At 58.4% G+C, this 25,564-nt stretch carries 23 protein-coding genes; 18 read left to right on the top strand and 5 right to left on the bottom strand.

Going from position 1 to position 25,564, the window contains the following annotated elements:
- Window positions 1-22 precede the first annotated feature (22 nt).
- Both DY251_RS20270 and DY251_RS20265 read left to right on the top strand, forming a co-directional pair.
- Entirely contained in the window at window positions 23-406 is a 384-nt protein-coding gene (locus tag DY251_RS20270) for a hypothetical protein (protein WP_116625725.1), read from the top strand.
- A gap of 197 nt (window positions 407-603) precedes the next feature.
- Entirely contained in the window at window positions 604-2,415 is a 1,812-nt protein-coding gene (locus DY251_RS20265; protein ID WP_116625724.1) for a DEAD/DEAH box helicase, read from the top strand.
- Between the two features lie 5 nt (window positions 2,416-2,420).
- Here the strand turns inward: DY251_RS20265 and DY251_RS20260 are convergent, their stop codons facing one another.
- Window positions 2,421-4,043 carry an ABC-F family ATP-binding cassette domain-containing protein gene (locus DY251_RS20260; RefSeq protein ID WP_116625736.1) on the bottom strand — a complete coding sequence of 541 codons (1,623 nt, stop codon included), beginning with the start codon at window positions 4,041-4,043 and terminating at the stop codon, window positions 2,421-2,423.
- Window positions 4,044-4,206: 163 nt separating this feature from the next.
- On the bottom strand, window positions 4,207-4,752 hold the full coding sequence (locus DY251_RS20255) for a hypothetical protein (protein WP_116625723.1): 546 nt from the start codon (window positions 4,750-4,752) through the stop codon (window positions 4,207-4,209).
- Window positions 4,753-4,883: 131 nt separating this feature from the next.
- Between DY251_RS20255 and DY251_RS20250 the strand changes: the two genes are divergently transcribed.
- Together DY251_RS20250 and DY251_RS20245 are read left to right on the top strand one after the other, a co-directional pair.
- Complete coding sequence (locus tag DY251_RS20250; RefSeq protein WP_116625722.1) at window positions 4,884-5,546, top strand: response regulator transcription factor; 663 nt, start codon at window positions 4,884-4,886, stop codon at window positions 5,544-5,546.
- Entirely contained in the window at window positions 5,543-6,934 is a 1,392-nt protein-coding gene (locus DY251_RS20245) for a sensor histidine kinase (RefSeq protein WP_116625721.1), read from the top strand. The genes DY251_RS20250 and DY251_RS20245 overlap by 4 nt, the downstream gene beginning before the upstream one ends.
- An 8-nt stretch (window positions 6,935-6,942) precedes the next feature.
- On the opposite strand, the gene DY251_RS20240 is transcribed toward DY251_RS20245, so the two are convergent.
- Entirely contained in the window at window positions 6,943-8,100 is a 1,158-nt protein-coding gene (locus DY251_RS20240; RefSeq protein WP_116625720.1) for a fumarylacetoacetate hydrolase family protein, read from the bottom strand.
- 34 nt (window positions 8,101-8,134) lie between these two features.
- Window positions 8,135-8,896: an SDR family NAD(P)-dependent oxidoreductase gene (locus tag DY251_RS20235; RefSeq protein WP_116625719.1), complete on the bottom strand. Its 762-nt coding sequence runs from the start codon at window positions 8,894-8,896 to the stop codon at window positions 8,135-8,137.
- A 319-nt stretch (window positions 8,897-9,215) separates the two neighbouring features.
- Between DY251_RS20235 and DY251_RS20230 the strand changes: the two genes are divergently transcribed.
- From DY251_RS20230 to DY251_RS20170, 13 genes are all read left to right on the top strand, one after another.
- On the top strand, window positions 9,216-10,679 hold the full coding sequence (locus tag DY251_RS20230; RefSeq protein WP_116625718.1) for an aldehyde dehydrogenase family protein: 1,464 nt from the start codon (window positions 9,216-9,218) through the stop codon (window positions 10,677-10,679).
- A 3-nt stretch (window positions 10,680-10,682) separates the two neighbouring features.
- Window positions 10,683-12,203, top strand: coding sequence for a xylulokinase (gene xylB, locus DY251_RS20225; protein WP_116625717.1), 1,521 nt, complete (start codon window positions 10,683-10,685; stop codon window positions 12,201-12,203).
- Window positions 12,204-12,227: 24 nt separating this feature from the next.
- On the top strand, window positions 12,228-12,923 hold the full coding sequence (gene gph / locus DY251_RS20220) for a phosphoglycolate phosphatase (RefSeq protein ID WP_116625716.1): 696 nt from the start codon (window positions 12,228-12,230) through the stop codon (window positions 12,921-12,923).
- A 10-nt stretch (window positions 12,924-12,933) separates the two neighbouring features.
- Window positions 12,934-13,773, top strand: coding sequence for a MurR/RpiR family transcriptional regulator (locus DY251_RS20215; RefSeq protein WP_116625715.1), 840 nt, complete (start codon window positions 12,934-12,936; stop codon window positions 13,771-13,773).
- An 11-nt stretch (window positions 13,774-13,784) separates the two neighbouring features.
- On the top strand, window positions 13,785-14,495 hold the full coding sequence (rpiA, locus tag DY251_RS20210; protein ID WP_199498898.1) for a ribose-5-phosphate isomerase RpiA: 711 nt from the start codon (window positions 13,785-13,787) through the stop codon (window positions 14,493-14,495).
- A gap of 246 nt (window positions 14,496-14,741) precedes the next feature.
- Window positions 14,742-15,836: a sugar ABC transporter substrate-binding protein gene (locus DY251_RS20205; protein ID WP_116625714.1), complete on the top strand. Its 1,095-nt coding sequence runs from the start codon at window positions 14,742-14,744 to the stop codon at window positions 15,834-15,836.
- A 111-nt stretch (window positions 15,837-15,947) separates the two neighbouring features.
- Window positions 15,948-17,474: a sugar ABC transporter ATP-binding protein gene (locus tag DY251_RS20200; RefSeq protein WP_116625713.1), complete on the top strand. Its 1,527-nt coding sequence runs from the start codon at window positions 15,948-15,950 to the stop codon at window positions 17,472-17,474.
- Window positions 17,475-17,498: 24 nt separating this feature from the next.
- Entirely contained in the window at window positions 17,499-18,500 is a 1,002-nt protein-coding gene (locus DY251_RS20195; protein ID WP_116625712.1) for an ABC transporter permease, read from the top strand.
- Window positions 18,501-18,511: 11 nt separating this feature from the next.
- Entirely contained in the window at window positions 18,512-19,942 is a 1,431-nt protein-coding gene (locus tag DY251_RS20190) for an FAD-binding oxidoreductase (RefSeq protein ID WP_116625734.1), read from the top strand.
- 47 nt (window positions 19,943-19,989) lie between these two features.
- A complete protein-coding gene (locus DY251_RS20185; protein ID WP_116625711.1) occupies window positions 19,990-20,991 on the top strand; it encodes an amidohydrolase family protein in 1,002 nt (333 codons plus the stop codon).
- A 3-nt stretch (window positions 20,992-20,994) separates the two neighbouring features.
- The gene (locus DY251_RS20180; protein ID WP_116625710.1) at window positions 20,995-21,741 is read left to right on the top strand and encodes an iron-sulfur cluster assembly protein; all 747 of its coding nucleotides are present in this window, start codon (window positions 20,995-20,997) and stop codon (window positions 21,739-21,741) included.
- A complete protein-coding gene (gloA, locus tag DY251_RS20175) occupies window positions 21,738-22,154 on the top strand; it encodes a lactoylglutathione lyase (RefSeq protein ID WP_116625709.1) in 417 nt (138 codons plus the stop codon). Before DY251_RS20180 ends, gloA begins: the two co-directional genes overlap by 4 nt.
- Before the next feature lie 187 nt (window positions 22,155-22,341).
- Window positions 22,342-23,157 carry an aminoglycoside phosphotransferase family protein gene (locus DY251_RS20170; RefSeq protein ID WP_116625708.1) on the top strand — a complete coding sequence of 272 codons (816 nt, stop codon included), beginning with the start codon at window positions 22,342-22,344 and terminating at the stop codon, window positions 23,155-23,157.
- Between the two features lie 160 nt (window positions 23,158-23,317).
- Here DY251_RS20170 and DY251_RS20165 read toward each other — a convergent pair whose 3' ends face one another.
- Entirely contained in the window at window positions 23,318-24,178 is an 861-nt protein-coding gene (locus tag DY251_RS20165) for a LysR family transcriptional regulator (RefSeq protein WP_116625707.1), read from the bottom strand.
- A gap of 165 nt (window positions 24,179-24,343) precedes the next feature.
- On the opposite strand from DY251_RS20165, the gene DY251_RS20160 reads away from it, so the two are divergent.
- Window positions 24,344-25,378, top strand: a complete 1,035-nt coding sequence (locus DY251_RS20160; RefSeq protein WP_116625706.1) for an LLM class flavin-dependent oxidoreductase — start codon at window positions 24,344-24,346, stop codon at window positions 25,376-25,378.
- Window positions 25,379-25,564: the final 186 nt, after the last annotated feature.

Raw genomic sequence — 25,564 nt, 5'->3', positions numbered from 1 at the left:
AATCGCGTCAGGGAGGCGGGACATGGCCATCAGCATTCAATTGAATTACAGGGCAATTGCCCTCGCTCTTGCTCTGCTGTCTCCAGCGGCAGCATATGCGCAAAGCGGTCCGTGCGAATTGGACGCCAACGGCGAACTATACTGTTACAGTAACAATAGCCCCAACATGCTTGAGGCGTCCTGCCTGACCTATGCGGATCCGCGGTATTGCCTGCCGTATCATCAGCGCGCATGCCAGGTCAGCGGATTTGCGCTTGCATGCCGGATGGTCAGCCTTGGCCAGAACTGCGTGGGCGGCGATCCAGCTCAATGCAACTACTACGTCCAGATTCTGCAAGCCAACCGCGCATGCAATTTACAAGGTATGCAGCAAGCTTGCGGCTGGCTGCAGCAACAAGGCCTTTAACCGCGCAGCGCAGATTTGCAGGTCTATAGGCAATTTGCTCGGAGCCGAATGGGAGCTTACCGACCAGGTCAATCAGTGCGTCGAATGCCAGTTTCGAATGTCACCTCGATCCGGGTCGCGTTCATAACCGCGCAAATAAGTGATATTAGGTATCTGAGCAAAAGCTGTGTTATGCGGCCCTTAAACAGAGACCAAATATGACACAGACCGACGAATCGGGCTCCCTGCCCACCTCAATTCATTCTGCGCTGGCCGCGGCCCTCAAAGCGAAGGGTTATAGCCAGTTGACCCCCGTACAGACCGAAATGGCGGCAAAGGGTCAGGGTGATGCCGACCTGCTGGTTTCGGCACAGACCGGCTCCGGCAAGACGGTCGCATTCGGCATCGCGATTGCTCCAACGTTGCTGGGCAAGGCGGAAAAGTTTGATGCGGCTGCACAACCGCTGGGGCTTGTTATTGCGCCGACGCGCGAACTGGCGATCCAGGTGCAGCGCGAACTCGACTGGCTCTATGCTGACACAAAAATCCTGACCGCGACCTGCGTTGGCGGCATGGACATGCGCAAAGAACGCCGCGCGCTGGAGCGCGGTGCGCATCTCGTCGTCGGCACGCCGGGCCGCCTGCGCGACCACATCACCAAGGGCGCGCTCGACTTGAGCGCTGTCCGCGCCGTCGTGCTGGATGAGGCTGACGAAATGCTCGACCTCGGCTTTCGCGAAGACCTCGAATTTATCCTCAGCGCCGCGCCGGACCAGCGCCGCACATTGCTGTTTTCGGCAACGGTTCCTCGCGGCATCGCGGAACTCGCGAAGAACTTCCAGAGAAACGCGGTGCGCATCGCCGCCACGGCCTCGACGGAGCAGCACGCCGACATCGAATATCAGATGATGCTCGTGCGACGCGATGAGCGCGAGCACGCTGTCATCAACACATTGCTCGATTCCGACAGCACAAGCGCGCTGGTGTTTTGCCACACGCGCGAGGCGGTAAGGCATTTGACCGCGCGGCTGGCAAATCGCGGCTTTTCTGTCGTTTCACTCTCGGGCGAGATGGCGCAGTCGGAAAGGTCGAATGCGCTGCAATCGATGCGCGATGGTCGCGCGCATGTTTGCGTGGCAACCGACGTTGCGGCGCGTGGCATCGATTTGCCAAACCTTGATCTGGTGATCCATGCTGATGTGCCGAGCAATCCGGCAACGCTGCTGCACCGTTCGGGGCGCACAGGCCGTGCTGGCAGAAAGGGCGTCTGCGTTCTTATCGTGCCTGAAAACAGGCGCGGTGCTGCGCAGCGCGTGCTGACGCTTGCCAAGCTTTCGGCAACTGTTCGCGCCGCGCCAAGCATATCGGATATCGAAGCGCGTTATCGCCGGCAAATTGTCGATGCGGTTCGTGGTGCAGCCGAGCCGGACGAGGCAGAAGCGGCTTTCGTGGCTGAAATGCTGGAGCAGGCAAGTCCGGAACGCATAGCTGCGGCGTTTTTGCGCCAACAGCTTACGTCGCGGCCCATACCGGAAGACCTTTATCCGCTTCCCGTCGCAGACATGCAGGCGAGGAAGCCCAAGCGCGACCGGGGCAATGATGATACGCGCGGCCCTGCACCAGCGCGCGAGCCACGCGGCCCAGATATGGTGGGCGGCGTCTGGTTCACGCTTTCGCTCGGTCGCAAGCAGCGCGCGGACCCGAAATGGCTGCTGCCGATGATCTGCAAGGCTGGCGGTGTTTCAAAGCGCGATGTCGGCTCTATCAGGATCGACGAAATGGAAACCCGCTTTGAAATATCCGCAGACAAGGCAGCGGATTATGCCCAGCAGATCAAGCAGCCGGGTAGCCTCGAACGAGGAATCGTCATTGCGCCCGCCGGGGAGTCGCGCGGGACGTCCTGGCAGCCTAAGCCGAAATTCGGAAAAGGCGGAAAGCCCGGCAAGAAGCCGCCGCACCGAGGCAAGGCCGCACCGGCAGACCGCGATCATGCGCACAAACGCAAGAGCAAGCCGAAGCGCCCAAGCTAAGGCTATCAGCCGCGCAGGCCGGGTGCTTCCTGGCCTGTGCGCTCCACATATTCGGTGTAGCCGCCGCCATAGGTGTGCAAGCCTTCCGGCGTCAATTCCAGAACACGATTGGACAGCGCTGCGAGGAAATGCCGGTCGTGACTGACGAAAAGCATCGCGCCTTCGTAGCGTGACAACGCCTCGATCAGCATCTGCTTGGTTGCAATGTCGAGGTGGTTGGTAGGCTCGTCGAGAACCAGAAAATTCGGCGGATCGAACAGCATTCTCGCCATCACCAGACGCGCCTTTTCGCCACCTGACAGCACGCGGCATTTCTTATCGATCTCGTCGCCGGAGAAGCCGAAGCACCCGGCGAGCGCACGGAGCGGAGCTTGACCCGCCTGCGGAAAAGAATCTTCCAGAAATTCCAGCACTGAGCGGTCGCCGTCCAGCACTTCCATCGCGTGTTGCGCGAAATAGCCCATTTTCACGCTTGGACCGCGCGCCACCGAACCTTCGTCAGGTGTGGACTCACCCGCCACGAGTTTCAGCAGCGTGGACTTGCCCGCACCGTTTACGCCCATGACGCACCAGCGTTCGCGCCTGCGTATCTGGAAATCCAGCCCGTCATAAATTCTGCGCGTGCCATAGCTCTTGTGCACACCTTTCAGCGTGGCGACATCTTCGCCAGAGCGCGGTGCGGGTTGAAACTCGAAGCGCACTGTCTGCTGGCGCTTGGGTGGCTCGACCTTTTCGATCTTATCCAGCTTCTTGACGCGGCTCTGCACCTGCGCGGCATGAGATGCGCGCGCCTTGAAGCGCTCGATAAAGGCGATTTCCTTCGCGAGCATGGCCTGCTGGCGCTCGAATTGCGCCTGCTGCTGAACATTCGCGATGGCGCGCTGCTGCTGATAAAATTCGTAATCCCCGGAATAGGAGGTCAGCGATCCACCGTCGATCTCCACGATCTTGCCGACAATGCGATTCATGAAGGCGCGGTCGTGCGAGGTCATCAGCACCGCGCCGTCGAAGCCCTTCAGGAAATTTTCCAGCCAGATCAGGCTTTCCAGATCGAGGTGGTTGCTCGGTTCATCGAGCAACATCACGGTTGGCCGCATAAGCAGAATTCGCGCAAGCGCGACGCGCATCTTCCACCCACCGGAAAGATTGCCGACATCGCCGTTCATCATTTCAGGACTAAAGCCCAGCCCGCCAAGCACCTCGCGGGCGCGACCGTCCAGCGCATAGCCGTCCAGCTCATCGAACCGGCTTTGCACTTCGCCATAGCGCATGATGATGTCGTCCATATCGTCAGCGCGATCCGGGTCGCCCATCGCCGCCTCGAGTTCCGCCATTTCGGCCGCAAGCGCGCTCACGGGGCCGACGCCGTCCATGACCTCAGCCACAGCGCTGCGCCCGCCCATTTCGCCCACATCCTGGCTGAAATAGCCGATGGTGACGTCGCGATCGGTGGAAACCTGACCTTCGTCCGCCTGCTCTTCTCCGATGATCATGCGAAACAGTGTGGTCTTGCCCGCGCCATTTGGCCCTACCAGCCCCACCTTCTCGCCGCGCTGAAGTGCGGCAGACGCTTCGATGAAGACAATCTGCTTGCCGTTTTGCTTGCTGATATTTTCGAGGCGGATCATGAGCTTCCGATACGTTGCGCGTTCCGGCATCATGCAAGGAACGCGCCGTCGCTAGAGCATTGAAGCCCATTGGCGCAAGGGCGATCTATGTCGCAGCCGGAGGCCCTCCAACATAATCGCGACCCCGGCGTCAACCGGGGCTGCGTTATTCGATGGCTGTTGTTTATGTGCGCGGCGGAGCCGGCGGGGCCATTTCGCCATCCGGCCGATCCCGGCCACCGGGACCGAAATCACGCCAGCCGTGACGAGGGCCATGTGGATGTGGAGGGCGCAATTCATCAACGCGGCCATCGGTGTGGATCACCATACCGGCACGAACGAAGCCATCGTCAAAGCGCCCCTGCACGGTCACTTCTTCATTTTGTGCGACGAGAGACTTGTCATCGCCAGCGGGTCCAACGTCGATGAGCGCACGCCCGGAACTGTCGGCAATGATGAACTTGTTACCGAAAATCTCTGACACCTTGCCCTTGACCGCGACCAGCGAGTCATCGGCCATCGCGTTGATTGCGACCGGGGGCAGCAGCGCTTGACGCTCGTCGCGATGCGACATCTTCATCGCGAAAGCACCTGCAACAGCCCCGACGAGAAGCACACCCACCAAGGCAGAGCCGCCGAGCACTTTGCCGCGGACGCTTTTCTTTACAGGCGGCGTCGCAGATGAGGTTTCGGGTCCGCTCGTCGCGTTGGTGTTGTCTTGGTCCGACATTTGAAAATCCTTTCTTTCGTTGTCGATGGCCCTTTCTAAGGAGCCGTGTCGAACCGAAACTGAACCGCGTCGTTCAGCTTGAGTTAAGCCGCCGTACCTATCACGATGCCCAAAAGCCGGATTTACGCCTCATGCGAATATTGCTCGTAGAAGATGACGCTGCCCTTGCTGATGGCATCTCCAAAGCACTGCGCTCGGAGAACTTTGCCGTCGATGTGGCGCGCAACGGTGAAGACGGTATGCATCTGGGTGATACCGAAGCTTATGACGCGGCTGTGCTGGATTTAGGCTTGCCCAAGGTCGATGGCATTGGCGTCTTGAACTCCTGGCGCAAGGCGAACCGGATAATGCCAGTGCTGATACTGACCGCGCGTGACGGCTGGTCGCAAAAGGTTGAGGGGTTCAAGGCTGGCGCTGACGACTACATGACCAAGCCTTTTCGCATCGAAGAACTGGTTGTTCGGTTGCGCGCCTTGATCCGGCGAGCTGCAGGATATGCGACGCCGCTGATTACCTGCGGTCCGTTGAGCTTCGATGCACAGTTGGGAACGTTCGAGAAAGACGGCTTGCCGCTGAAGCTCACCGCACTGGAATGGCGCGTGCTGCAATGCCTCATGCTGCGCAAGGATACGACGGTGGACCGCTCCAATCTGGTTGAGCGGGTTTATGAGGGCGATGCCGATGTCGATTCAAATTCCATCGAGGTGATTATTGCGCGCCTTCGTCGAAAGATCGGCCATGAGATGATCGAGACTGAGCGCGGGCGCGGCTACCGGTTGGTGACGCCACAATGAAGATGTTTGCGAGCCTGCGCCGGTTGGTGCCGCAATCAATCGCGGGTCGGTTGGCGCTTGGCTCGGCTATTCTCGTAATCGCGGCGCTGATCGTTACTGGCATCAGCACCGGCGTAGTGCTGTCGCGCTTTATTCGCGCGCAGATCGATCAACGGCTTGATGCGCAGATCGGTGCGGTGGCGACGGCGTTGTCGGCTCACGATGCCTTGCCGGAAACGCTGGAGGTTAGCGACCCGCCCCCATTCGACCGGATAAATGATGGCTGGTACTGGATGGCGACGGGCGACGGACACACCTATCGCTCCACCTCGCTGAACGGCAATGACATCGTCACGCGCCGTTCAAACAGCTGGTGGGATGGTTCGCGGGGAGGGCCGCCCGACGCCAATGCGCGGCCACGGCCCTTCAACGGGGTTGGTCCGCGCGGACAGCCTCTATATCTGCGCACGCAAATTGTGCCGATGGGTGGCTCGTGGATCACCATTACCGCATCCGCGCCGGCTCATGCACTGGTGCGCCCGTTGCGCGACGCGTTGATGCCTGTTGTGTTGGCAATGCTGGCGCTTGGCCTGCTGCTCGGCGCGGCAAGTATTTTGCAACTGCGCCTTGGCCTGCGCCCGCTCGCAAAGGTCACAAAAGATCTCGAAAATGTCCGCAATGGCCGCGCCAGCCATATTGGCGGAAATCAGCCGCGCGAATTGAGTGGACTGGTCAACGAGTTGAACTCGCTGATCGAGCAGAACGCAGAAGGCATCAAGCGCGCGCGCGGCCACGTATCGAATCTGGGACATGCGCTCAACACGCCTTTGGCCGCGTTGTCCCTGTCCTTGAGCGGCAGTGATAAGGCAGCAGATCGGGAACGGCTGGCATTGGTGGAGGAAATGCAGGAGCGCATTCGTCACCATCTCGGGCGCGCGCGGGCAGCAGCCTTGCATGGTTCCGCACATGTCAGCACGCCCGTCGGCGCGCGTGTACGGGACATCAAGGATGTGCTGCTGAAAGTTTACGTCGAGCGGCGATTGAAGGTGACGACCGATCTGCCAGACTCGATCGCCGTCGCCTGCGAGCCGCAAGACCTTGACGAGATGTTGGGGAACGTTCTCGACAACGCCTTTAAATGGGCAAGCAGTGTCATCAATGTTGCGGGCCGCGTCGATGGCAAGCAGGTGGTGCTGGAGATTTCAGATGATGGTCCCGGCATCACCAATGAGAAGATCGAGGACGTATTGCGGGCGGGCCAGAAGCTTGACGAGAGCGTTGCCGGTCATGGATTCGGCCTCTCGATCACACGAGAATTGGCCGAACTCTACGGCGGCAGTCTCGAATTAAACCGGGCAGTGTCAGGCGGGCTGAAAGTTACAATCAGCCTGCCCGCAACCGACCAATAACAGTCTGTTCAAACGAGCCCAGCTTTGGAAAGACCGCGCAGCAGATGGCTCACGCCATAGGTCCACGGTGCGCACTCCGTGGAAAGCCTCACGCGATTGACCAGCGCGCCCATTTTCTCGTTCGAAATCGTAACCACATCGCCGATGTGGTGCGTAAACCCATGCCCTTTGGCGTCGCGGTCCTTGGTGGGCGCAAACATCGTGCCGAGATAGAGCACCATGCCGTCAGGATATTGATGGTGTTTGCCCATCGCGGCAGCCACCAGTTCTTCGGGTGAGCGGCTGATTTCCGACATCGAACTCGATCCTTCAAGTACGAAGCCATCTACGCCCGTCACGGAAAGATTGACGGTCGCAGACTTCACATCGGCAATCGAAAAACTGTCATCGAACAGCCGAATGAATGGCCCGAGCGAGGCCGATGCGTTGTTGTCTTTCGCCTTGCCTAGAAGCAGGGCGGACCGCCCCTCAACGTCGCGCAGGTTTACGTCATTGCCCAAGGTCGCACCCACGATCTTGCCCTTGGACGAGGCGACCACAGCGACTTCCGGCTCAGGATTATTCCACGTCGAAACCGGGTGCAGCCCGACATCCGCGCCGAAGCCAACCGACGCCATTGGCTGACACTTCGTGAAAATCTCGGCGTCCGGCCCGATGCCGACTTCCAGATATTGCGACCACACACCGCGCTCGATCAGCTTCGCCTTGATCTCCATCGCTTCTTTGGAGCCGGGCTTCAGCTTGGAAAGGTCTTCACCGATAAGCGATGCAATATCGGCGCGAATGGCATCGGCCTTTTCGGCAGAGCCGCGCGCTTGCTCCTCGATCACGCGTTCCAACAGCGACACGACGAAGGTCACGCCCGAAGCCTTCACAGCTTGCAGATCGACCGGCGAAAGCAACACCGCTTTTTTGCCGTCGTGCGCACCAAGACTGTTGCTTGCAATCTCCGCCAGATTACCGACGCGACGACCTTTGGCGTTTTGCACGTAGCTTGCCGGATCATCCATCTCGCATATGTCGCGAACGGTCGGCGCATCCTTCGACGTGATGTCGAAAACCTCTCCGTCGCGAACGGTAACGACCAGAGGGTGCGCCGTTCCCGGCACGCTCAATCGTCCAAGATAAGTGCCGGTCGAAGGCAATGCGATTGCGACGTCTGACATGGCGTCCTCCTGAATTCTGCTTGTTATAGGCCGTCTAGATCGACGTGTATCCGGCATCCGCCGTCAAGATGCTGCCCGTCATCAGGCTTGAGGCATCGGACGCGAGGAACAGAACCACGGAGGCAATTTCCTGCGGCTGTCCCATGCGCTTCATCGGCGTCAGGTCCAGCCAGCGGTCGATCATTTCCTGCGCGTCTTCCAGATTGGCGATCAGCGGCGTCTCGATATATGTCGGCGCAACGGCATTGACGCGCACGCCGCGCGTCGCCCACTCGACCGCCAGCGATTTGGTAAGATGGTGTACGCCCGCCTTGGCGGCGTTGTAATGGCACTGCGGCTGCGGCGTGTTCACAATATCACCGGACATCGAGCCGATATTGACAACCGAGCCACGCCCCGCCGCCAGCATCTTGCGCCCGAACGCGCGACAGGTCTTGAAAACCCCGGTCAGATTGATGCCGATGACGCGATCCCACTCCGCATCGCTCATGTCTTCGGCGGGCGTGTTCGATGCGATGCCCGCATTGCAAACCAGAGCGTCGAGCGTCGGCAGCTTTGCCGCTAATGCGTCGAGTTGCACCGTATTGGTCACGTCGAGTTCGTGTGCGGTCGCCTTCAAGCCGCGTTTGGTCAGCGCATCGGCGACCTTATTGGCGCGATCCGCGCTGAGGTCGGTCACGAATACATGCGCACCCGCTTCGGCAAGCGCCGTCGCACATGCTTCGCCAATGCCTTGCCCTGCGCCTGTCACGAGCGCAAAACGCTCCGGCAGGCCAAATTTCTCCATGTACGACATGATTCTTCCTCCGCGCAGGTCAGAACAGTAGCCGACCTTGTCGTTCTTATATACCTTCGGTGTTTGCCCAGTAGTATAACTAACTTTTCAATCGCGCAATGTCTCTTGAGATGTCAGGGCGATTCCGCATCGATAATCGATCACGAAGCAAGTCGGTAAACTTTATATTGCAAAAACAATTCACTAATACCTTTTACACTGAGTTTTTCTCATTCGGCGCCTTCGCCAGACGAAAAGGTTGCGCAAGCTAGTAAATCTAGTTTATGAGTATGGGAGATACAAAAACTCGCGAAAAGCGCGCAGCGGAGGAATGCTAGGCATGATCTCGGAACTGGCCGAAAAGCTGTTTATTGATGGCCGGTTCGTCACAGGCACAGGCGTGCGCATTCCTGTCGAAAATCCGGCGACTGGCGAAATTCTCGCCCACATAGCAACCGCCACGCCGGAAGAAATCGACGCCGCTGTCGCGGCGGCGCGCAAGGCGTTTAAAACATGGTCGCGGGTCACGCCGTTCGAGCGCTCTCGCGCACTGCATAGGCTTGGCGAATACATTGCCGCCGAAGCAGACGCGATGGCGCGCACCATGACGCTGGAACAAGGCAAGCCTCTGAACGAGGCCAAGGGCGAAGTGCTCAAACTCGCGGAAGCCTGCCATTTCTATGCCGAGGAAGCGGTTCGGATTCATGGCGAGATCGTGCCGAACGCAACGACCGATATAGATAGCCTCGTGGTGCGCGAGCCGATTGGTGTTGTTGGCGCAATCACACCGTGGAACTACCCCGCTGAACTGATTGGCTGGAAGATGTGTGGCGCGCTGGCTGCCGGTTGCACAATCGTCATCAAGCCTGCAGAACTTACGCCCTTTACCGCGCTGGCCATTGCCAAAATGGCAGAGAAGGCGGGCATCCCTGCGGGAGTAGTGAATGTTGTCACCGGCTCCGGCTCCAAGGTCGGTCAGGCGCTGGTGGAGCATCCCGGCGTGGATAAGATCGCCTTCACCGGGTCAAGCGCGGTGGGTCTGCATATCCAGCGCTCATGCCCAACGATCAAGCGGCTTTCGCTGGAGCTCGGCGGCAACTGCCCGCTGATCGTGACCGCATCTGCCGATCTGCAAGCCGCAGTGAAAGGAGCGGCGCGACGGTCATTCCGCAACATGGGGCAGATATGCATCGCCATCAACCGCATCTATGTTGCCCGACCGGTCTATGTGGATTTCGTGAAAGCGCTAGGCGAAGCGGCAGACAAGCTCGTCGTCGCCAACGGCATCGAAAAGCCGGACGCGGATGTCGGCGCGATGGCATCCGCTGAGCCGCTTGCCAAAACAAAGGAACATCTCGCCGACGCGCTGGAAAAGGGCGGAAAGCTCATTGCTGGCGGCAAAGCACCCAATGGCGCGGAATTTGCGCATGGTCATTTCTTCCGGCCAACGGTCGTTGCAGCGTGCACGCATGGCATGAAAGTGATGACCGAGGAAACATTCGGCCCACTGGTTGGCGTTATGCCGTTCGATACGCTGGATGAGGCAATTGAGCTTGCCAACGATACGCCTTACGGCCTTGCCTCCTATCTCTACGCAAAGGACATGGCCGAGGTTCGCTATATTTCCAGCCGCCTCGATTATGGAAACGTCGCGGTGAACAATGTCGATGCAGGCATCATGAACGCGCCCTATGGCGGTCGCAAGCAGAGCGGCGTGGGCTATGAGCATGGCCGCGAAGGCATGCTTGAATATCTGAACTTCAAACATATCCGCATTCGCTACGACGAGCCGGAAGGGCAGTGATCCGTGACCCAGGCTCTCCTTGGCATCGATATTGGAACGTCCGGCTGCAAGGCGCTGCTGATTGACAGCAAAGGCGCTGTGTTGGCGAGCCAGACCGAGACTTACGGCCTGTCGCAGCCAAAACCCGGCTGGACCGAGCAAGACCCGCAACTGTGGATCGACGGCGCGCGCAAGGCGGTTGCTGGCGTTCTTGCCAGGCAGCCGAAGATCGAAATCGCGGCCATCGGTCTGTCCGGTCAGATGCATGGCCTGACGCCGCTCGACGCAGACGACAAGGTGCTGCGCCCTGCGTTGCTCTGGAACGACCAGCGGAACGGTGCAGAGTGCGCGGAAATCACCGAGCGCGCGGGTGGGCTTGAGGGCCTGCTGGCACATACCAACAACCGTATGCTGGTTGGGTACACGGGCGGCAAGATCGTCTGGATGCGCAATCATGAGCCGGAATTGTTCGGGCGCATGACGCACATTCTGAACCCGAAGGACTATTTGCGCCTCGTACTGACGGGCGAGAAGGCGACCGAGGTTTCGGATGCATCCGGCACCGGATTGTTCGACACCCGCGCGCGCAAATGGGCGGGCGGTCTGCTCGATATTCTGAACATCGATCCTGCGCTTTTGCCGCCCTGCCATGAATCGCACGTCATAAGCGGGCGCGTCAGCAAGTCCGGTTCGGAATTGTTCGGCCTGCCGGTCGGAATTCCTGTGGTCGGCGGCGGTGGCGACAGCGTCATCCAGACAATCGGATCAGGCGTCATCGCGCCCGGTGAACTGCAAACCACGATTGGCACCGCAGGCATTCTCGCTGTCGCGCTGGATGAGCCGGTCAACAATCCCGACGGTCGGTTGCAAGTGTTCTGCAATGTAGCGCCGGACAAATGGCATTGCATGGGCGTTTCGCTCAATGCGGGCGGCGCGATGGAGTGGTTGCGTTCGGTGATTGGCGGTTTTGCTAGCGATAATGTTCCGACTGCGGAGAACCTGTCTGAACTCGCAGCCGATGCGCCTGCCGGTTCGCGCGGCCTATTCTTTCTGCCTTATCTCAATGGTGAACGCTGCCCGCATCCCGATCCTTCGGCGCGTGGCGCGTTTGTCGGCCTGACTGCCCGTCACGGCGCGTCAGATATTTCGCGCGCTATTATGGAAGGTGTCACGCACTCGCTTTTCGACATTTATTCGCTGATGGAAAAAGTCGGCATTGGCCGCAAGCTTATCAAGGCATCAGGTGGCGGCGCGCGCTCCGCTCTGTGGCGGCAGATGCAGGCAGATCTTTTCGGCTGCGATGTGGTGACAACCGAAGGCGCAGCGGAAGGCGGCGCGTTTGGCGCGGCACTTGTTGCTGGTGTTGGCGTCGGCATCTGGCCCGATGCGATCGCAGCGGCAAATGTCTGCAAATCCATGACGCGCGAAAGTCCGAATACTGCAAATAGCGAGGCGTTGCAGGCCGCGTTCCGCATCTACGCCGAGCTTTACAAGACCCTCACCCCCAGCTTTGCCGCCATCGGCAAATCTGGTCTTGACCGATAGCGCCAGCATGGACGGACACGTCACATGAGCCAGCAAGACGGCCCCGAGCGGGAACCCCCCTACAAGGCGCTGGTGTTTGACCTTGATGGCACGTTGATCAACAGCGCGCCCGACATCGCTGCTGCCGTCAACAAGGTTCTGGAAGCGCATGGCTGGCCGGTTCAATCTGTCGCTTTTGTCGAGGAATTCATTGGCTTTGGTCCGCGTCGCCTCCTGCACGACCTGCTAGCTGCGCTTGACCTGCCAAGCGACGACCGGACAGTCGATAAGGCCGTACGCGATTATCTCGCGAACTATCAGCAGGAGCCTGCGCAACGCACGCTGTTCTATCCGCATGTTCGCGAGGATCTGCAGGCGTTGCACACGGCTGGATTACGTCTCGGCATTTGCACCAACAAGCCGCAGGAATTGTCTCTGAAAGTGCTCGAAATACTTGGCGTTGCACCATTCTTCGAAGTCGTGGTTGGGGCTGATACTGCGCCTGTTTGCAAGCCGCACCCGAGTCACCTGCTCGCGGTGGTGGAAAAAATGGATCTGAACGGCGACTCCTGGGCCTATGTGGGCGACACCAAGGTCGACCAAGCCACCGCCGAAGCCGCCGGCGCTCCATTTTATGCAGTTTCCTGGGGATGCGGTGCCGAGCTTTCCGTTGAACCGCATCGACGCCTTGACCGACTGATCGATCTCGCGAGGAATCCTGACCGTGACGAACGCACGTAGGGAGGGACCGATGGCGCAAAGTCTTTTGCAGCGCATTGTACAGGAAAGCGAAGAGATGGGCTCGGCTGAGTTGCGCGTTGCGCGATTTGTCAGCGCCAATCCCGGCGAAGTCATTCACATGAGCATGGCGCGACTGTCCGAGCAGTGCGAGGTCAGCGACCCGACGATCATGCGCTTTTGCCGTCGCTTCGGCTTTCAGGGCTATCAGGATTTCAAGCTGCACCTGGCGCAAAGCCTCGTGCCTTCTGCGCCCTTTGCTTACGAACAAATCGCGCCGGGCGACTCGATCCAGAATGTCGTGCGAAAGACAGCGCGCAATTCGCTCAACGCGATCCAGCGTTTGCTGGAAGATTTGAACCCGCTTGAGGTTGAAGCCGGTGCAAAGCTTCTGCACTCCGCCACATGGGTTGGCATTTATGCCAGCGGCATTTCGGAAATTACCGCGCTCGACGCGGAGCATAAGTTCCAGCGCCTAGGCATGCGCTGCGCCGCGCTGATCGGCCGAAAAAAACAATGGCTGCACGCCGAAACCTCGCGCCCGAATGAGGCCGTGCTGATTTTCTCGCAGTCCGGACACACCAAACAGATGATCGACATAGCTATCGCGGCGCGCGCGAAAGGCGCGCGAGTGCTTTCGATCACCGCTGCCGACAGCCCACTCTCGCATGTCTCGGACTTGCTCATCGCGGTGCTGCCTTATGACCGCACGGAAATTCTCACGCCGCTTGCCTCGCGGCTCAACCATCATCTGGTCGTCAACATGCTGGTAACGGCCATCGCCATGACGAGCGGAAGCGAGTTTCCGGATCAACTTCCGGCGCTCGACTTCTGGCAGACCGAGAAAATTTGAAGGAACACATTATGAGTAAGCAGGACGAAGCAAAAAAGGCAGCGGGTCGCCGTGTCATTCAGGAGTTCGTCAAGGACGGCATGAAGCTCGGCCTCGGCTCCGGCACCACCTCGCACTTCTTCGTCCGCGAACTCGGCAAGCACGTTGCCAACGGTCTGAAACTCACCTGCACCACCACCTCGCGATCCACCAATGATGTCGCGCGCGAAGTCGGCATCGTGCTGACCGATCCGAATGAAATTGGCGAGTTGGACTTGACGGTCGATGGTCCTGACGAAATCGATCACCAGTTCAATATGGTCAAGGGCGGCGGCGCCTGCCTGTTGTGGGAAAAGATCATCGCCCACGCTTCCAAGCGAATGATCACCATCTGCGACGAATCCAAAATCGTCAAAACCCTTGGCGCGTTTCCGCTGCCGGTCGAGGTCGTGCAATTCGCCTGGAAGCAGACCGAGCGCATGGTCGCTCACGCGCTGGTTCAGCATGGCATAAAGAACGCGGTGATCGAGCGGCGTATGCGCGACGAACAGCCGGTCGTAACCGACAGCGGCAATTTCATTCTTGATTGCCGCTGCGGGGTGATCCCCGCGCCAGCAGAGCTTGAAATCGCATTGAACCAAATTCCCGGCGTTGTCGAAAATGGACTCTTCACGCGGGAATCCCAAGGCATGGTCGTGGGCCGTTTCGATGGCACGACATATGTAGAATTACGTCATAAGTAGTGAACGCTACATTTTGAATGTTTTGCTATATGACGGCCGATTTGGCCGTCATGCGATGCTTTGTTGCGTCAATGGCTGCATACGAAAATACATAACGCATTGTTTTTCATGTAAAAATTTACATTCTGAATTTTCGCGAATACGTGACTTGTCCCGTAAAGAAAGTTGCGCCAGCCTAGTGCATATCTCTTGTCATTGAATTACAAATCTAGTATTGCTAGATGAGTTCGCATCTGGGAGGAAATAATGGATCGAATGAATGGATTGACCCGTCGCGGCCTTTTGAAGGCTGGCGGCGCACTTGGCATGGCGGTTGGAGCAAGTTCTGTTCTCGGCAAATCTGCCTTTGCGCAAGAAGGGGGTTTTATCCCCTACAGCAATAAGAGCCTCGACTACTATTTCTTCGTGATTCAGGAAGAGGCGGTAAAGCGCGCGGTGTTGGGGAACAATATGAAGTTCCAGGCGACCAACGCCAGCTTCGACAACACCCGTCAGCTTGAACAGTGGCAGAGCCTCATGCTCAGCCAACCATCGGCTATCGTTTCTGACCCGATCGACAGTCAGGCAATCGTTTCGGCCATCGGCCGCTACAATCAAAAGAAGATTCCTGTCGCGATCATCGACACGCCGTCTGACGGTGGCGATGTGGCGATCACCGTGTCGTTCGACAACAAGCTCGGCGGCGTTATGGCTGCGCAGGAAATCATCAAGCGCCTGACCGAAAAGCACGGCAGCCCGAAGGGCACCGTTCTGAACTGCTTCGGCGCCCTGCAGAGCGTCGCCTGGCGCCTGCGCAAGGAAGGCATGGACGAAGAGTTCGCCAAATATCCGGACATCAAGTATCTCGCGCGTCCGACTGAAGGTGCGCTTGACCAGATGCTTGCCGTTACGCTTTCCACGCTTTCGGAGTTCCCGGACCTCGATGCGGTGCACGCACCGTCTGACTCTCCGTCGCGCGGTATCGTTACTGCTCTCCAGCAGAAGAACCGCTGGAAGAAGGTCGGCGAGGAGGGCCACGTGATCTTCGTCAACATCGACGGCGAGCCTGTTGCGCTCAAGTGGATCCAGGAAGGCTTTATGGACGCCTGCGTTTCGCAGGACCCGATTGCTTACGGTGAAATCGCGGTCGAAATGCTGGTCAAGCACGCCATCAAGGGCGAGGCTGTTCCGATTGGCACATACGAGAACAAGAAGTACTTCTGGGAGAAAGGCGAAATCGTCGCTGGCCAGACCGGCCCGACACTTATCATTCCGCCTTTCGTCATCGATGGCTCGAACGCAGCAGACAAGCGCCACTGGGGTTCGATCGCCGAAAAAGAATGGGGCATTCCCTACACTTGATGAGATCGGCTTAGCCCCATCCTCCCCTGTGCCACGCCGGTTTTCCGGCGTGGCACTTCCCGCGTATTGAAATACGCTGTTTGATAGAAAACCAGATTTCGGGAGATTGCATTGAGTGTCGCCGCCGCCACCGAAACCGGCCAAGACCCGATCATTCTCCGGGTCGAAAAGCTGACCAAGCATTACGGCTCGACCGCCGCCCTGCGAGATGTGTCGCTCGGCATTCGTCGCGGCACGATCCACGGCCTGCTCGGTGAAAATGGCGCGGGCAAGACGACACTCGTGGGCATCATCTCCGGCCAGCGTACGCCTACCTCCGGCTCCATTTATCTCGATGGACAGCCCATCGTGAATGTCGACGTCAAGGCGATGGAAAAGGCAGGCGTCTTTCTGGTGACGCAAGAGCCGATGATCATCGACCACATCACCGCGGCGGAAAACCTGATGCTGGGCATCTGGCCAAGCAGCGGCGGGTTTGTGAACTGGCGCAAGCTCAAGGCTGACGCCGCGCGCATGCTTCAGGATACGGGCATCGACCCGCAATCATTGGCCGGTAAGCTGGATGCTGTCGCCCGTCGCAAGCTCAACATCCTGCGCGCCATGTTCAGCGGCGGCAAGGTCATCATTCTCGACGAACCCACAGCAGCGCTGACGGTCGAAGATCGCGCGCAGCTCTTTACGTTCATGAAGGAACTGAAGGCACAGGGCGTGACCTTCATTTTCATTTCGCACTACAACGACGAGATTCTTGAAATCTGCGATGCCTGCTCCGTGCTGCGCGATGGCGCGCTTGCGGGCGGCACGGAAGATGTCGGCAACCTGACCTCCGAGCAACTTTCAGAACTGGTGCTTGGCCGCGGGCTTGTGCTTTTCCAGCGCGAGCGCCGCACATATAATGAACAGCGACCCGCAGTGCGCATTCGCGATGTTCGCGGTGACGGCATTAACGTGAGCGCACTCGATCTGCGTCCCGGCGAAATCGTAGGATTTACCGGCCTCCCCGGCGCGGGAGCGAAGGAATTGGCGCGTATGATTTTTGGTCTGATGCCTGTCCGTTCCGGCACTATCGCGCTTGGCGATAGCCCGGTGCAGCCACTTCCCGCGGCTCCCCGCGATGCGTTCGACATGGGCATCGCCTTCCTGTCCGATGATCGCCGCCGCGATGGCCTCGTTGCGCAAATGACCATCGGCGAAAACATCTCGCTTTCGTCGCTGAGTGCAGTTGCGCGCTCCGGCTTCCTCAAGCCTGAGGCCGAGAAAGTTCTGTCGGATCGTTACTTCAAGGCAATGGGCATCAAGGCATCCGGTCCCGCGACTGTGGTGGATACGCTCAGCGGCGGCAACCAGCAGAAGGTGTGCCTCGGTCGCGTGCTGGCCACCGGCCCGCGCCTGCTGATGCTGGATGAACCGACGCGCGGCATCGACATTGGCGTCAAGCAAGATGTGTTGCGCATCATCGACGAGCTTAGCCTCACCGGCGTCTGCGTCATCATCGTCTCGACCGATACGGACGAGATCGTGCGCGCCGTGGATCGGGTGTGCATCTTCGAGGCTGGCGCGATCCGGGAAGAACTGTCCGGCGACGAGATTACCAGCGAAAGATTGCGTCAGGGAGCGAAGGTGACGGCGGGTGCTTAAAACCGCCGCACAGGGAAGGAAACCATGAGCCAAACATCAGCCACTGCCGCCAAGCCCGCCGCCGCGCCGAACTCGCAAGATCACGGACCATCCATTCTGGGCTGGATATTGCACAACGTCGTGTGGATCTGGCTGATCGCGCTCGTCGTCCTGTTCGGCATGTTCAACGAATATTTCTTCACGACCTTCAACCTGCAGAACATCATGGTTCAGGCCACTGTGCTGGGCATGATCGGGCTCGCCGTTGCGCTGCCGCTGCTGGTCGCAGAAATCGACCTTTCGCTTCCCGCCAACCTTGGCTTTTCCTCAGCAATCGGCGCGATGGCCTATTCAGACCTCGGCTTGCCCTGGTTTCTCGCCATGCTCATAGGTGTTGGCGTGGCAACGCTGATCGGCCTCTTCAACGGCATCTGCATCACCAAACTCAAGATGGTATCGCTGATCCAGACGCTTTCAATGATGATCATTTTGCAGGGCGCACTTCTGGCGCTTACGCAGGGCCGCACAATCACCAACCTGCCGCAGGGCTATGTGTGGATTGGACAGGCTACTATCGGCGGCTGGCCGATCATGCCCGTCATCTTTGTCGTCGCGCTGATCGGCATGGCGATTCTACTCAAAAACACTGTGCTCGGCCGTAGTATTTACGCTGTCGGCGGCAATGCGGTGGCGTCCAATTCTGCCGGCATTCGCGTCGACCGCATCAAGATCATCACCTACACGCTTGCCGGAGCGCTGGCTGGCGTAGCAGGCTTCCTGCTGGCTTCGTGGCAGATGGCGATCACCTCCAATCAGGGCTCCAGCTATCTGCTCTACGCCATCGCCGCGCCGATCATCGGCGGCGTCAGTGTGTTCGGTGGTCGTGGCAATGTCGTCGGCGTTCTTGGCGGCGTGCTGCTGCTCACCGTCATTCAGGTCGGCCTAGCCATCATCGCCGTGCCGTCCTTCTATGTCGGCATCATCGGCGGCGTCATGATCTTCATCGCTGTCGCAATCGACGCCATCCGCGTCCGTTACTTCGGCTGATGGACACTGTAATGAGCGCCGAACAGCGCGTGGCTGACGCACTGGATGCCTTTCGCCACTCGCTCGACAATTCGGGCGTGATCGACGGCAATGCACCCGATGCCGTGCGCTATCTGCACGACTGGACCGGCGATTATCTTGGCGCTGCGTGCGCAGTGCTGCGCCCGAAATCCGTCGATGAAGTTCAGCAAATCGTCCGTATCTGCAGCAAGTATCGGCTCGCGATCATCCCGCAGGGCGGCAATACCGGGCTCGTTTCCGGCACGGTCGGAAACGATGCCCAAGGGACAATTGTTCTCTCACTGGAACGGCTGAACCGTATCCGCTCAATCGACCCCACCAATTTCACGATGCGCGCCGATGCCGGCGTCGTTCTGCAATCCATGAAGGATGCTGCGGAAAACGAGGACATGCTCTTCCCGCTCGCGCTTGGCGCACAAGGCTCCTGCCAGATCGGTGGCAATGTCGCGACCAATGCGGGCGGCATCAATGTGCTGCGCTACGGCATGACGCGCGACCTCGTGCTGGGTCTTGAAGCGGTGCTGCCCGATGGCAGCCTTTGGCAAGGCATGACGGGTTTGCGCAAAGACAATCGCGGCTATGATTTCAAGCAGCTTCTTATCGGCTCCGAAGGTTCGCTCGGCATCATTACCGGCGTGGAGGTGAAGCTGTTTCCGCGCCCTGCCAATGTTGAGACGGCCTATCTCGGCGCAGAATCTTTCGAATCCGCGATGCGGCTTTTCGGCATGGCGCGCAGGATTTGCTCCGACCTGCTGACCGCATTCGAGGTGATCGGCTCCGAATGCATCGCAATGGCCAAGCTTGGCAACCCCGATACGCGCCCGCCACTGGAGGGCGATTGGCCGGTTCACATCATCATGGAACTGGGATGCAGTGCGGCCATCGATGGGCGCGTTTTGATCGAAACATTGCTGGCTGAAGCGTTTGAAGCCGGCTTGCTCGGCGACGGCACAATTGCGCAAAGCCGCGCGCAGGCTCGCGCCTTCTGGGCCATCCGCGAAGACCTGGTCGAAGGTCAGGCAAAACGCGGGCGGCATGTGCGCACGGACCTTTCCGTCCGCCTGTCGGATGTGCCGCGTATGATCGATTCATGCAGGCAGGCAATCGCTTCGGACTGGCCCGGTTGGCAGCCTCTTGCATACGGTCACGCGGGCGACGGCAATATCCATTTCAACGTGCTGCCGCCGCACGACATGCCAACCGAGGAAATCGCCGCAGCCACGCCGCGCGTGCTCGCCTCGCTCTATGACATTGTGCGCGATCTTGGCGGCTCGTTCAGCGCGGAACACGGCGTCGGTCGCAGCCGTCGCGATGTGTATTGGGATTGGCTGACGCCAGAGAGCCGGCAGTTGATGAAGGCCATCAAGTCCGCATTCGATCCGCAAGGCATGATGAATCCGGGCGGTCTCATGCCCGACTAGAATATCGACGCGCTTGGCTCGGGGCCGCGCAAGCTGGAGGAAATGCGATGTATGTGACGGAAAATGGCGACAAGATTTTCGTCGTGGACGCGCATTGCCACGTCTGGGACGCACGCCCGGAAAACATCCGTAACCGCAACGGCCAGATGTTCATCGACACATTCTACGGCGCCCACAAGGCGATGACACCCGCCAACCAGATGTGGACCGCAGAAGAGTTCGCATGGCAGGGTATCGACAAGGCCGCCAAGGATTTGTTCGTTGATGGGTATGTCGACGTCGCGGTCATGCTGCCGGTCTATCTGCGCGACTTCTTCATCAACGGCTTTAACACCACAGAGCAGTGCAGCGCGTTCAAGAAATTGCACCCGGAAAAGGTCATACTGAACGGTCGCATAGATCCTCGCGACGGTCCGCTCGGCATCAAGCAGCTTGAGCGCGATGTCGAGCAATGGGGCATTACCGGCGTCAAGCTCTACACCGGCGAATGGAAGGGCGCATCGCGCGGCTATTCCATGAAGGACCCGTTTGTGCAGCCCTATATGGACAGGTGCCTCGAACTGGGCGTGCGCAAGATCCACATCCACAAAGGGCCGACCACCTACCCACTCGACTATGACGCCTTCGACGTGCGTGACATAGATTACATCGCCACGAACAACCCGGACCTGACATTCATCATCGACCATTGCGGAATGCCGCGCATCGATGATTTCTGCTTCATTGCCGGGCAGGAGTCGAACGTTTACGCCGGTCTGGCGCTTATCCCGTCCTACATCCACGCCCGGCCCAAATACTTCGCCAAGATGATGTGCGACATGCTCTTCTATCTTGGGCCGGATCGGCTCCTCTTCGGCTCGGACTACGCGATCACCAGTCCGAACTGGATCATCGAGAAATTCATGGAGTTCGAGTTTGACGAAGAAACCGCGCGCGAGGCAGGCACGCATCTGACGCTCGACGTGAAACGCAAGATACTCGGCCTGAACGCCGCCAAGCTCTACGGCATCGACGTTCCGGCCGATCAATCGCTCGAAAAGGCAGCGTGAGCCATGACTGACGCCGAGCGCATTGCGGAAGTGCAGCGCGTTATTTCCGCCGTGCGTGACCCTGAAATTGACGAAACGGCGGGCGAGCTTGATTTCGTTGTAGGCGTGGAAGTAAACGAAGGCGACGTCGCCGTTTCCATTCGTCTTCCGAGCTATTGGTGCCCTGCCAATTTCGCTTGGCTGATGGCACAGGATATGCGCAAGGCCGTGTTGTCTCTGCCGTGGGCCACGGGCTTCCGGCTGGAACTCGTCGACCATTTTGCGGAAGCGCAGATCAGCCGAGGCATTAGCCAAGGACTGGCTTTCGAAGCCGTCTTTCCCACGCACGCCGTTGGCGACCTGACTGCTCTTCAGCGCGACTTTGCAACCAAGGCGATGCTTATGCGCCAAGCCCCCTTGATCGCTGCCATCGGCAAATCCGGCATGGACGATACAGCGATTTGCGCAGCTAAAATCCGCGCCTTCGATCTATTGGACGACGCTTCTATTGCCCCACTCTGGGCCGCAGTGATGGAGAAGCGTCGCGAAGCCGGCATTGCTCATGACGCCGCTCAACCCGCGGTCTGTGATGCAGCGGGCGCAGCCGTCGCTGATCTAAACGCACATCTGCGGGAGATAAGGCGCGTTAGTACAAGTGCCGCCGCAAGCGGTGAGATGTGCCGAATGCTGGTGGCCGGACGGCGCATTGGCGTCGGCTGCACTGCCTTCGCGCCGACAAACAACATAAACAAACAGGAGAATGCTCGATGAGCGAAGCGAAATTCCGCCTCATGCATACCATGCTGCGCGTGAAAGACCTCGAAAAGTCGATTGATTTCTACACGCGTCTACTCGGAATGAAGCTGCTCCGCCGCAACGAGTTCCCAGACGGAAAGTTCACGCTCGCTTTTGTCGGCTACGGGCCAGAGCAAGATAACGCCGTGATCGAGCTTACCTATAATTGGGACAAGCCGGAGGGCTATCAACTTGGCACGGCCTATGGCCACATCGCGCTCGGCGTGCGCGACATTTACGGTATCTGCAAGGAGCTGGAAGCCAATGGCGCGAACGTTCCGCGCAAGCCCGGACCTATGATGCACGGTACGACGAATATCGCCTTCGTCGAAGACCCCGATGGATACAAGATCGAGCTGATTGACCTTGATACGATGGTCTGGGGTTAATCGCGGCTCTATCTGATCGAACGTCCATCATTCCGGAAAAGGCGATATTGCCTGATGGCAATATCGCCAGTGCCTTAAGGCAAATGCGCAGGCTGAGCTTGGCTGCCTGCAGCATATTTCGAAACGTGTCGTCAAGAAGTTGTACTTATTTTGTTCTTTCCGACAATTTTTCGATGATGCGTTCGTTATGTTCGATACTTATCTGAAGCTCTGGAACCTTGTCGCTGATGGCGACCCAATCGTCACGTCTGCCGCGAACCTCTTGCCAGCGCTCCGAACGGGCGATCAGCCGGCGATGTTGAAACTATCAAACAACCCGGATCAGCAGCGCGGCGCAGCTCTGATGGATTGGTGGGCTGGCGACGGAGCGGCGCAGGTATTTGAGCGGAGCGAAACGGCTCTGCTTTTGGAGCGTGCAACGGCTAACTGGTCTTTGGCCGACATGGCCCGGAACGGCGATGACGATCAAGCCTGCCGAATTTTGTGTGCGACAGCCGCCAGACTGCATCGGCAGCGGCCCAAGCCTTTGCCTGAGTTGGTCCCGCTCGATGTCTGGTTCCGCGAACTGGAACCGGCTGCGCAAACGCATGGGGGCATTTTAATGCGAAGCCTCGATGCCTCGCGCACGCTTCTTGCCGATCCGCGAGAACAAGTGGTTCTTCATGGCGATTTGCACCACGACAATGTGCTCGACTTCGGTCCGCGCGGTTGGCTTGCCATCGATCCGCATGGGTTGGCAGGCGAACGCGGCTTCGACTTTGCCAACATCTTCACCAATCCGGATTTGAGCGATCCAAGTCGACCGGTGGCAACGCAACCGGGGCGCTTTCAAAGTCGCCTGAACATTGTAGCGGCGGCGGCAAAGCTTGAACGAAGGCGGTTGCTGCAATGGGTACTTGCGTGGACCGGGTTGTCGGCAGCTTGGTTTCTCACAGATGACGACCCGCTGGCGGAAATCGATCTGAAGATCGCTGAGCTTGCGGCAGCCGAGCTTGATCGCTGACATCGGCGGACTTCGTAAAATTTGCACGTCGACGGCGGCTAAGCAAACCGCGCAAATGGGTGGCGACGCGCGGATGATCGTAAATGTGTATGAAGATACTGACGCACAAGCTTGCCGTCCATTCCAATCAGAGAAAGACCGTCAGCGAGTTTGTTCCTGCTCACGATGCTGGCGACCCCACAAAGCGCTCGCGAAAAGATTCGATCGCGGCAGGAAGCCATGACCATTTCTGCGTCCTGTTCTTGTGGAACGACAGGTAAGCCACGCGGTGAAAGCGCGGAGCATCATCCACCTCAAAAAGGGTGCGCTCCTCAAGGGCGTCCTTGACCAGACGCATTGGAACATAGGCGGCGCCGCCCTGTGAAATTATATGTTCCAGGGCGAAGCTGACATCCGAGAAGGTTACAACAGCGGTATCGTCTACCGGGTATTTCTCCACATGCCAGCGGCGAAAATCCTCACCATAATCGACATAAACATAAAGTGGATCCCATCGCATAAGCTCTCGCGGAACTGTCGACACCTCGATCAGAATATCCTCGAAAAGCGGCATTATAGTGCAGCCGGACGCATATGGCGGATCATAGGAAATCGCGAGATCGACCATGTCGTTTGCGATCCATGAGCGAATATCATTCTCGTTGCCATTTTCGACTTTGATGGCCATCGATTTGTGGTGCTCACGCAGAATGTTGAGCATCAGTGCCCCGGCGCCGCCCCACAGAACATCTGTGCAGCCGAAATTGCAGACATCCGTAAAGCCTTTCGGAAGCGATGTGTCGTGCCGCACCTGTTTCCATACCTGCACCAATATCTGGGCATGTTTCAGAAATTTGGCGCCAGTCGCGGTGACCACAGCGCCCGACTTGTTTCGCGTGAGAAGGCGTTGTCCCAGAAGGTGTTCCAGCGCATTGATGCGTGCCGTTACAGTTGACTGGGTAACGTTGAGCCGGTCTGCAGCCTTGTTCAAATTACCGGTTTCTATCACGACGAGAAAAGTCTGCACATGCGCGAGGTTCACGAGGCTGCTCTACCTTGATTTGAGGACATCTTTTCGCTGCCGCGCGATGCGCAGGCGTTTATCGCAGCATAATGCAAATAATGCGATTATAAAGAGCAATTAAATTCGCTTTCTCGAACTGTCGAGGCTCCATATGTTCGGACAACAACAGGGCGGGCCAAGACATTGGATTTCAATTACTTCCTCACCAGCTATCTCCCCTCAAAGGAATTCGGGGGCAAACAGCTGTATTCGAATATGCTGGAGCAGGCGGTACTCGCCGACAAGCTTGGCTTTCGTGCGGTTTCGATACCCGAGCATCACCTGGTAAATCTGCTGCTGGTGCCTTCACCGCTGCAAATGGCGGTCAAGGTAGCAACGTTAACGAAGCAAGTGGAGATCACGACCGCAATCGCAGTCTTGCCAGTTCGTGACATGCGGGTGTTTGCCGGTGAGATTGTGCTGGCGGATATACTCTGCGACGGACGTCTGAATCTTGGAGTCGGGCGCGGCGCGTTCGGCTTCGAACTAGCCCGCCTTGGCACGCCAATCGAGAAGTCGCGCGAGAAATTCGATGAATCGTTCGCTGTTCTGCAGGCGCTGCTGAGCGGTGAAGAAATTTCCTGGAATGGCAAGTATTACCAGTTCGATCCTATCACGGTCATGCCTCGTCCGATGCGCCGCGTGCCAATGATGGTGGCGGCAATGGCTCCCGAAGCCATCTACAGTGCTGCAAGCAAGGGGTTGAGTGTGCAAACCACGCCCCTGCAGGAAGCCCACTCAGTTCTCCTGGAGCAAGTCGACGCGTTCAAGCGTGGCAAAGAGGCGGCCGGCGAGGCAGGAAGACACAGCAGGCTCGCTCTCCAGCGCGTGGCTTACGCGGCGCGCGACAGGGCGGAAGCAACGCGGAGTCTCGAATTCATCCACGACTACTACAAGCGCTTCGACAATGTCTTCTCCGGGCCGGGGGTCGTGAAAAACGGGTTGGTCGAACCACTGCCGCGAAAGCAGACGATAGATGAGCTAGAACGGAACGTCCTCGTCTGTACACCCTCGGAGATGATCGATCGCCTGGGGCAATATCAGGATGCGGGAATCGACGAGGTTATTCTGAGTTGTGGCTTCGGTCAGAACCAGGCGGACATGATCGAAATGATGCAACGCTTTGCATCGGACGTCGCGCCACACTTTGCGAGGCAGAATGTCGACGCGGTGGCATGATGAATATTTCAGCGAGACACCTGAATTCCCAACATACGACGCCACGGACCAGCTTTGGCAGTGCGACTTGTAATTTTAAGAACGAGACAGGTTCCGGGTGTTGATTTCCACTCAGAAGTGAGCCGGGTTTTCCATCGAGAAGTGAGCCACCTCTGATTATGGATTTCGAGTCATGCTGGGGTCAAT

It is taken from the genome of Mesorhizobium denitrificans (assembly GCF_003403035.1).
GTDB lineage: Bacteria > Pseudomonadota > Alphaproteobacteria > Rhizobiales > Rhizobiaceae > Mesorhizobium_G > Mesorhizobium_G denitrificans.
The sequence above is the reverse complement of the archived record's forward strand: the minus strand, read 5'-3'. Positions and strand labels throughout refer to the sequence as shown.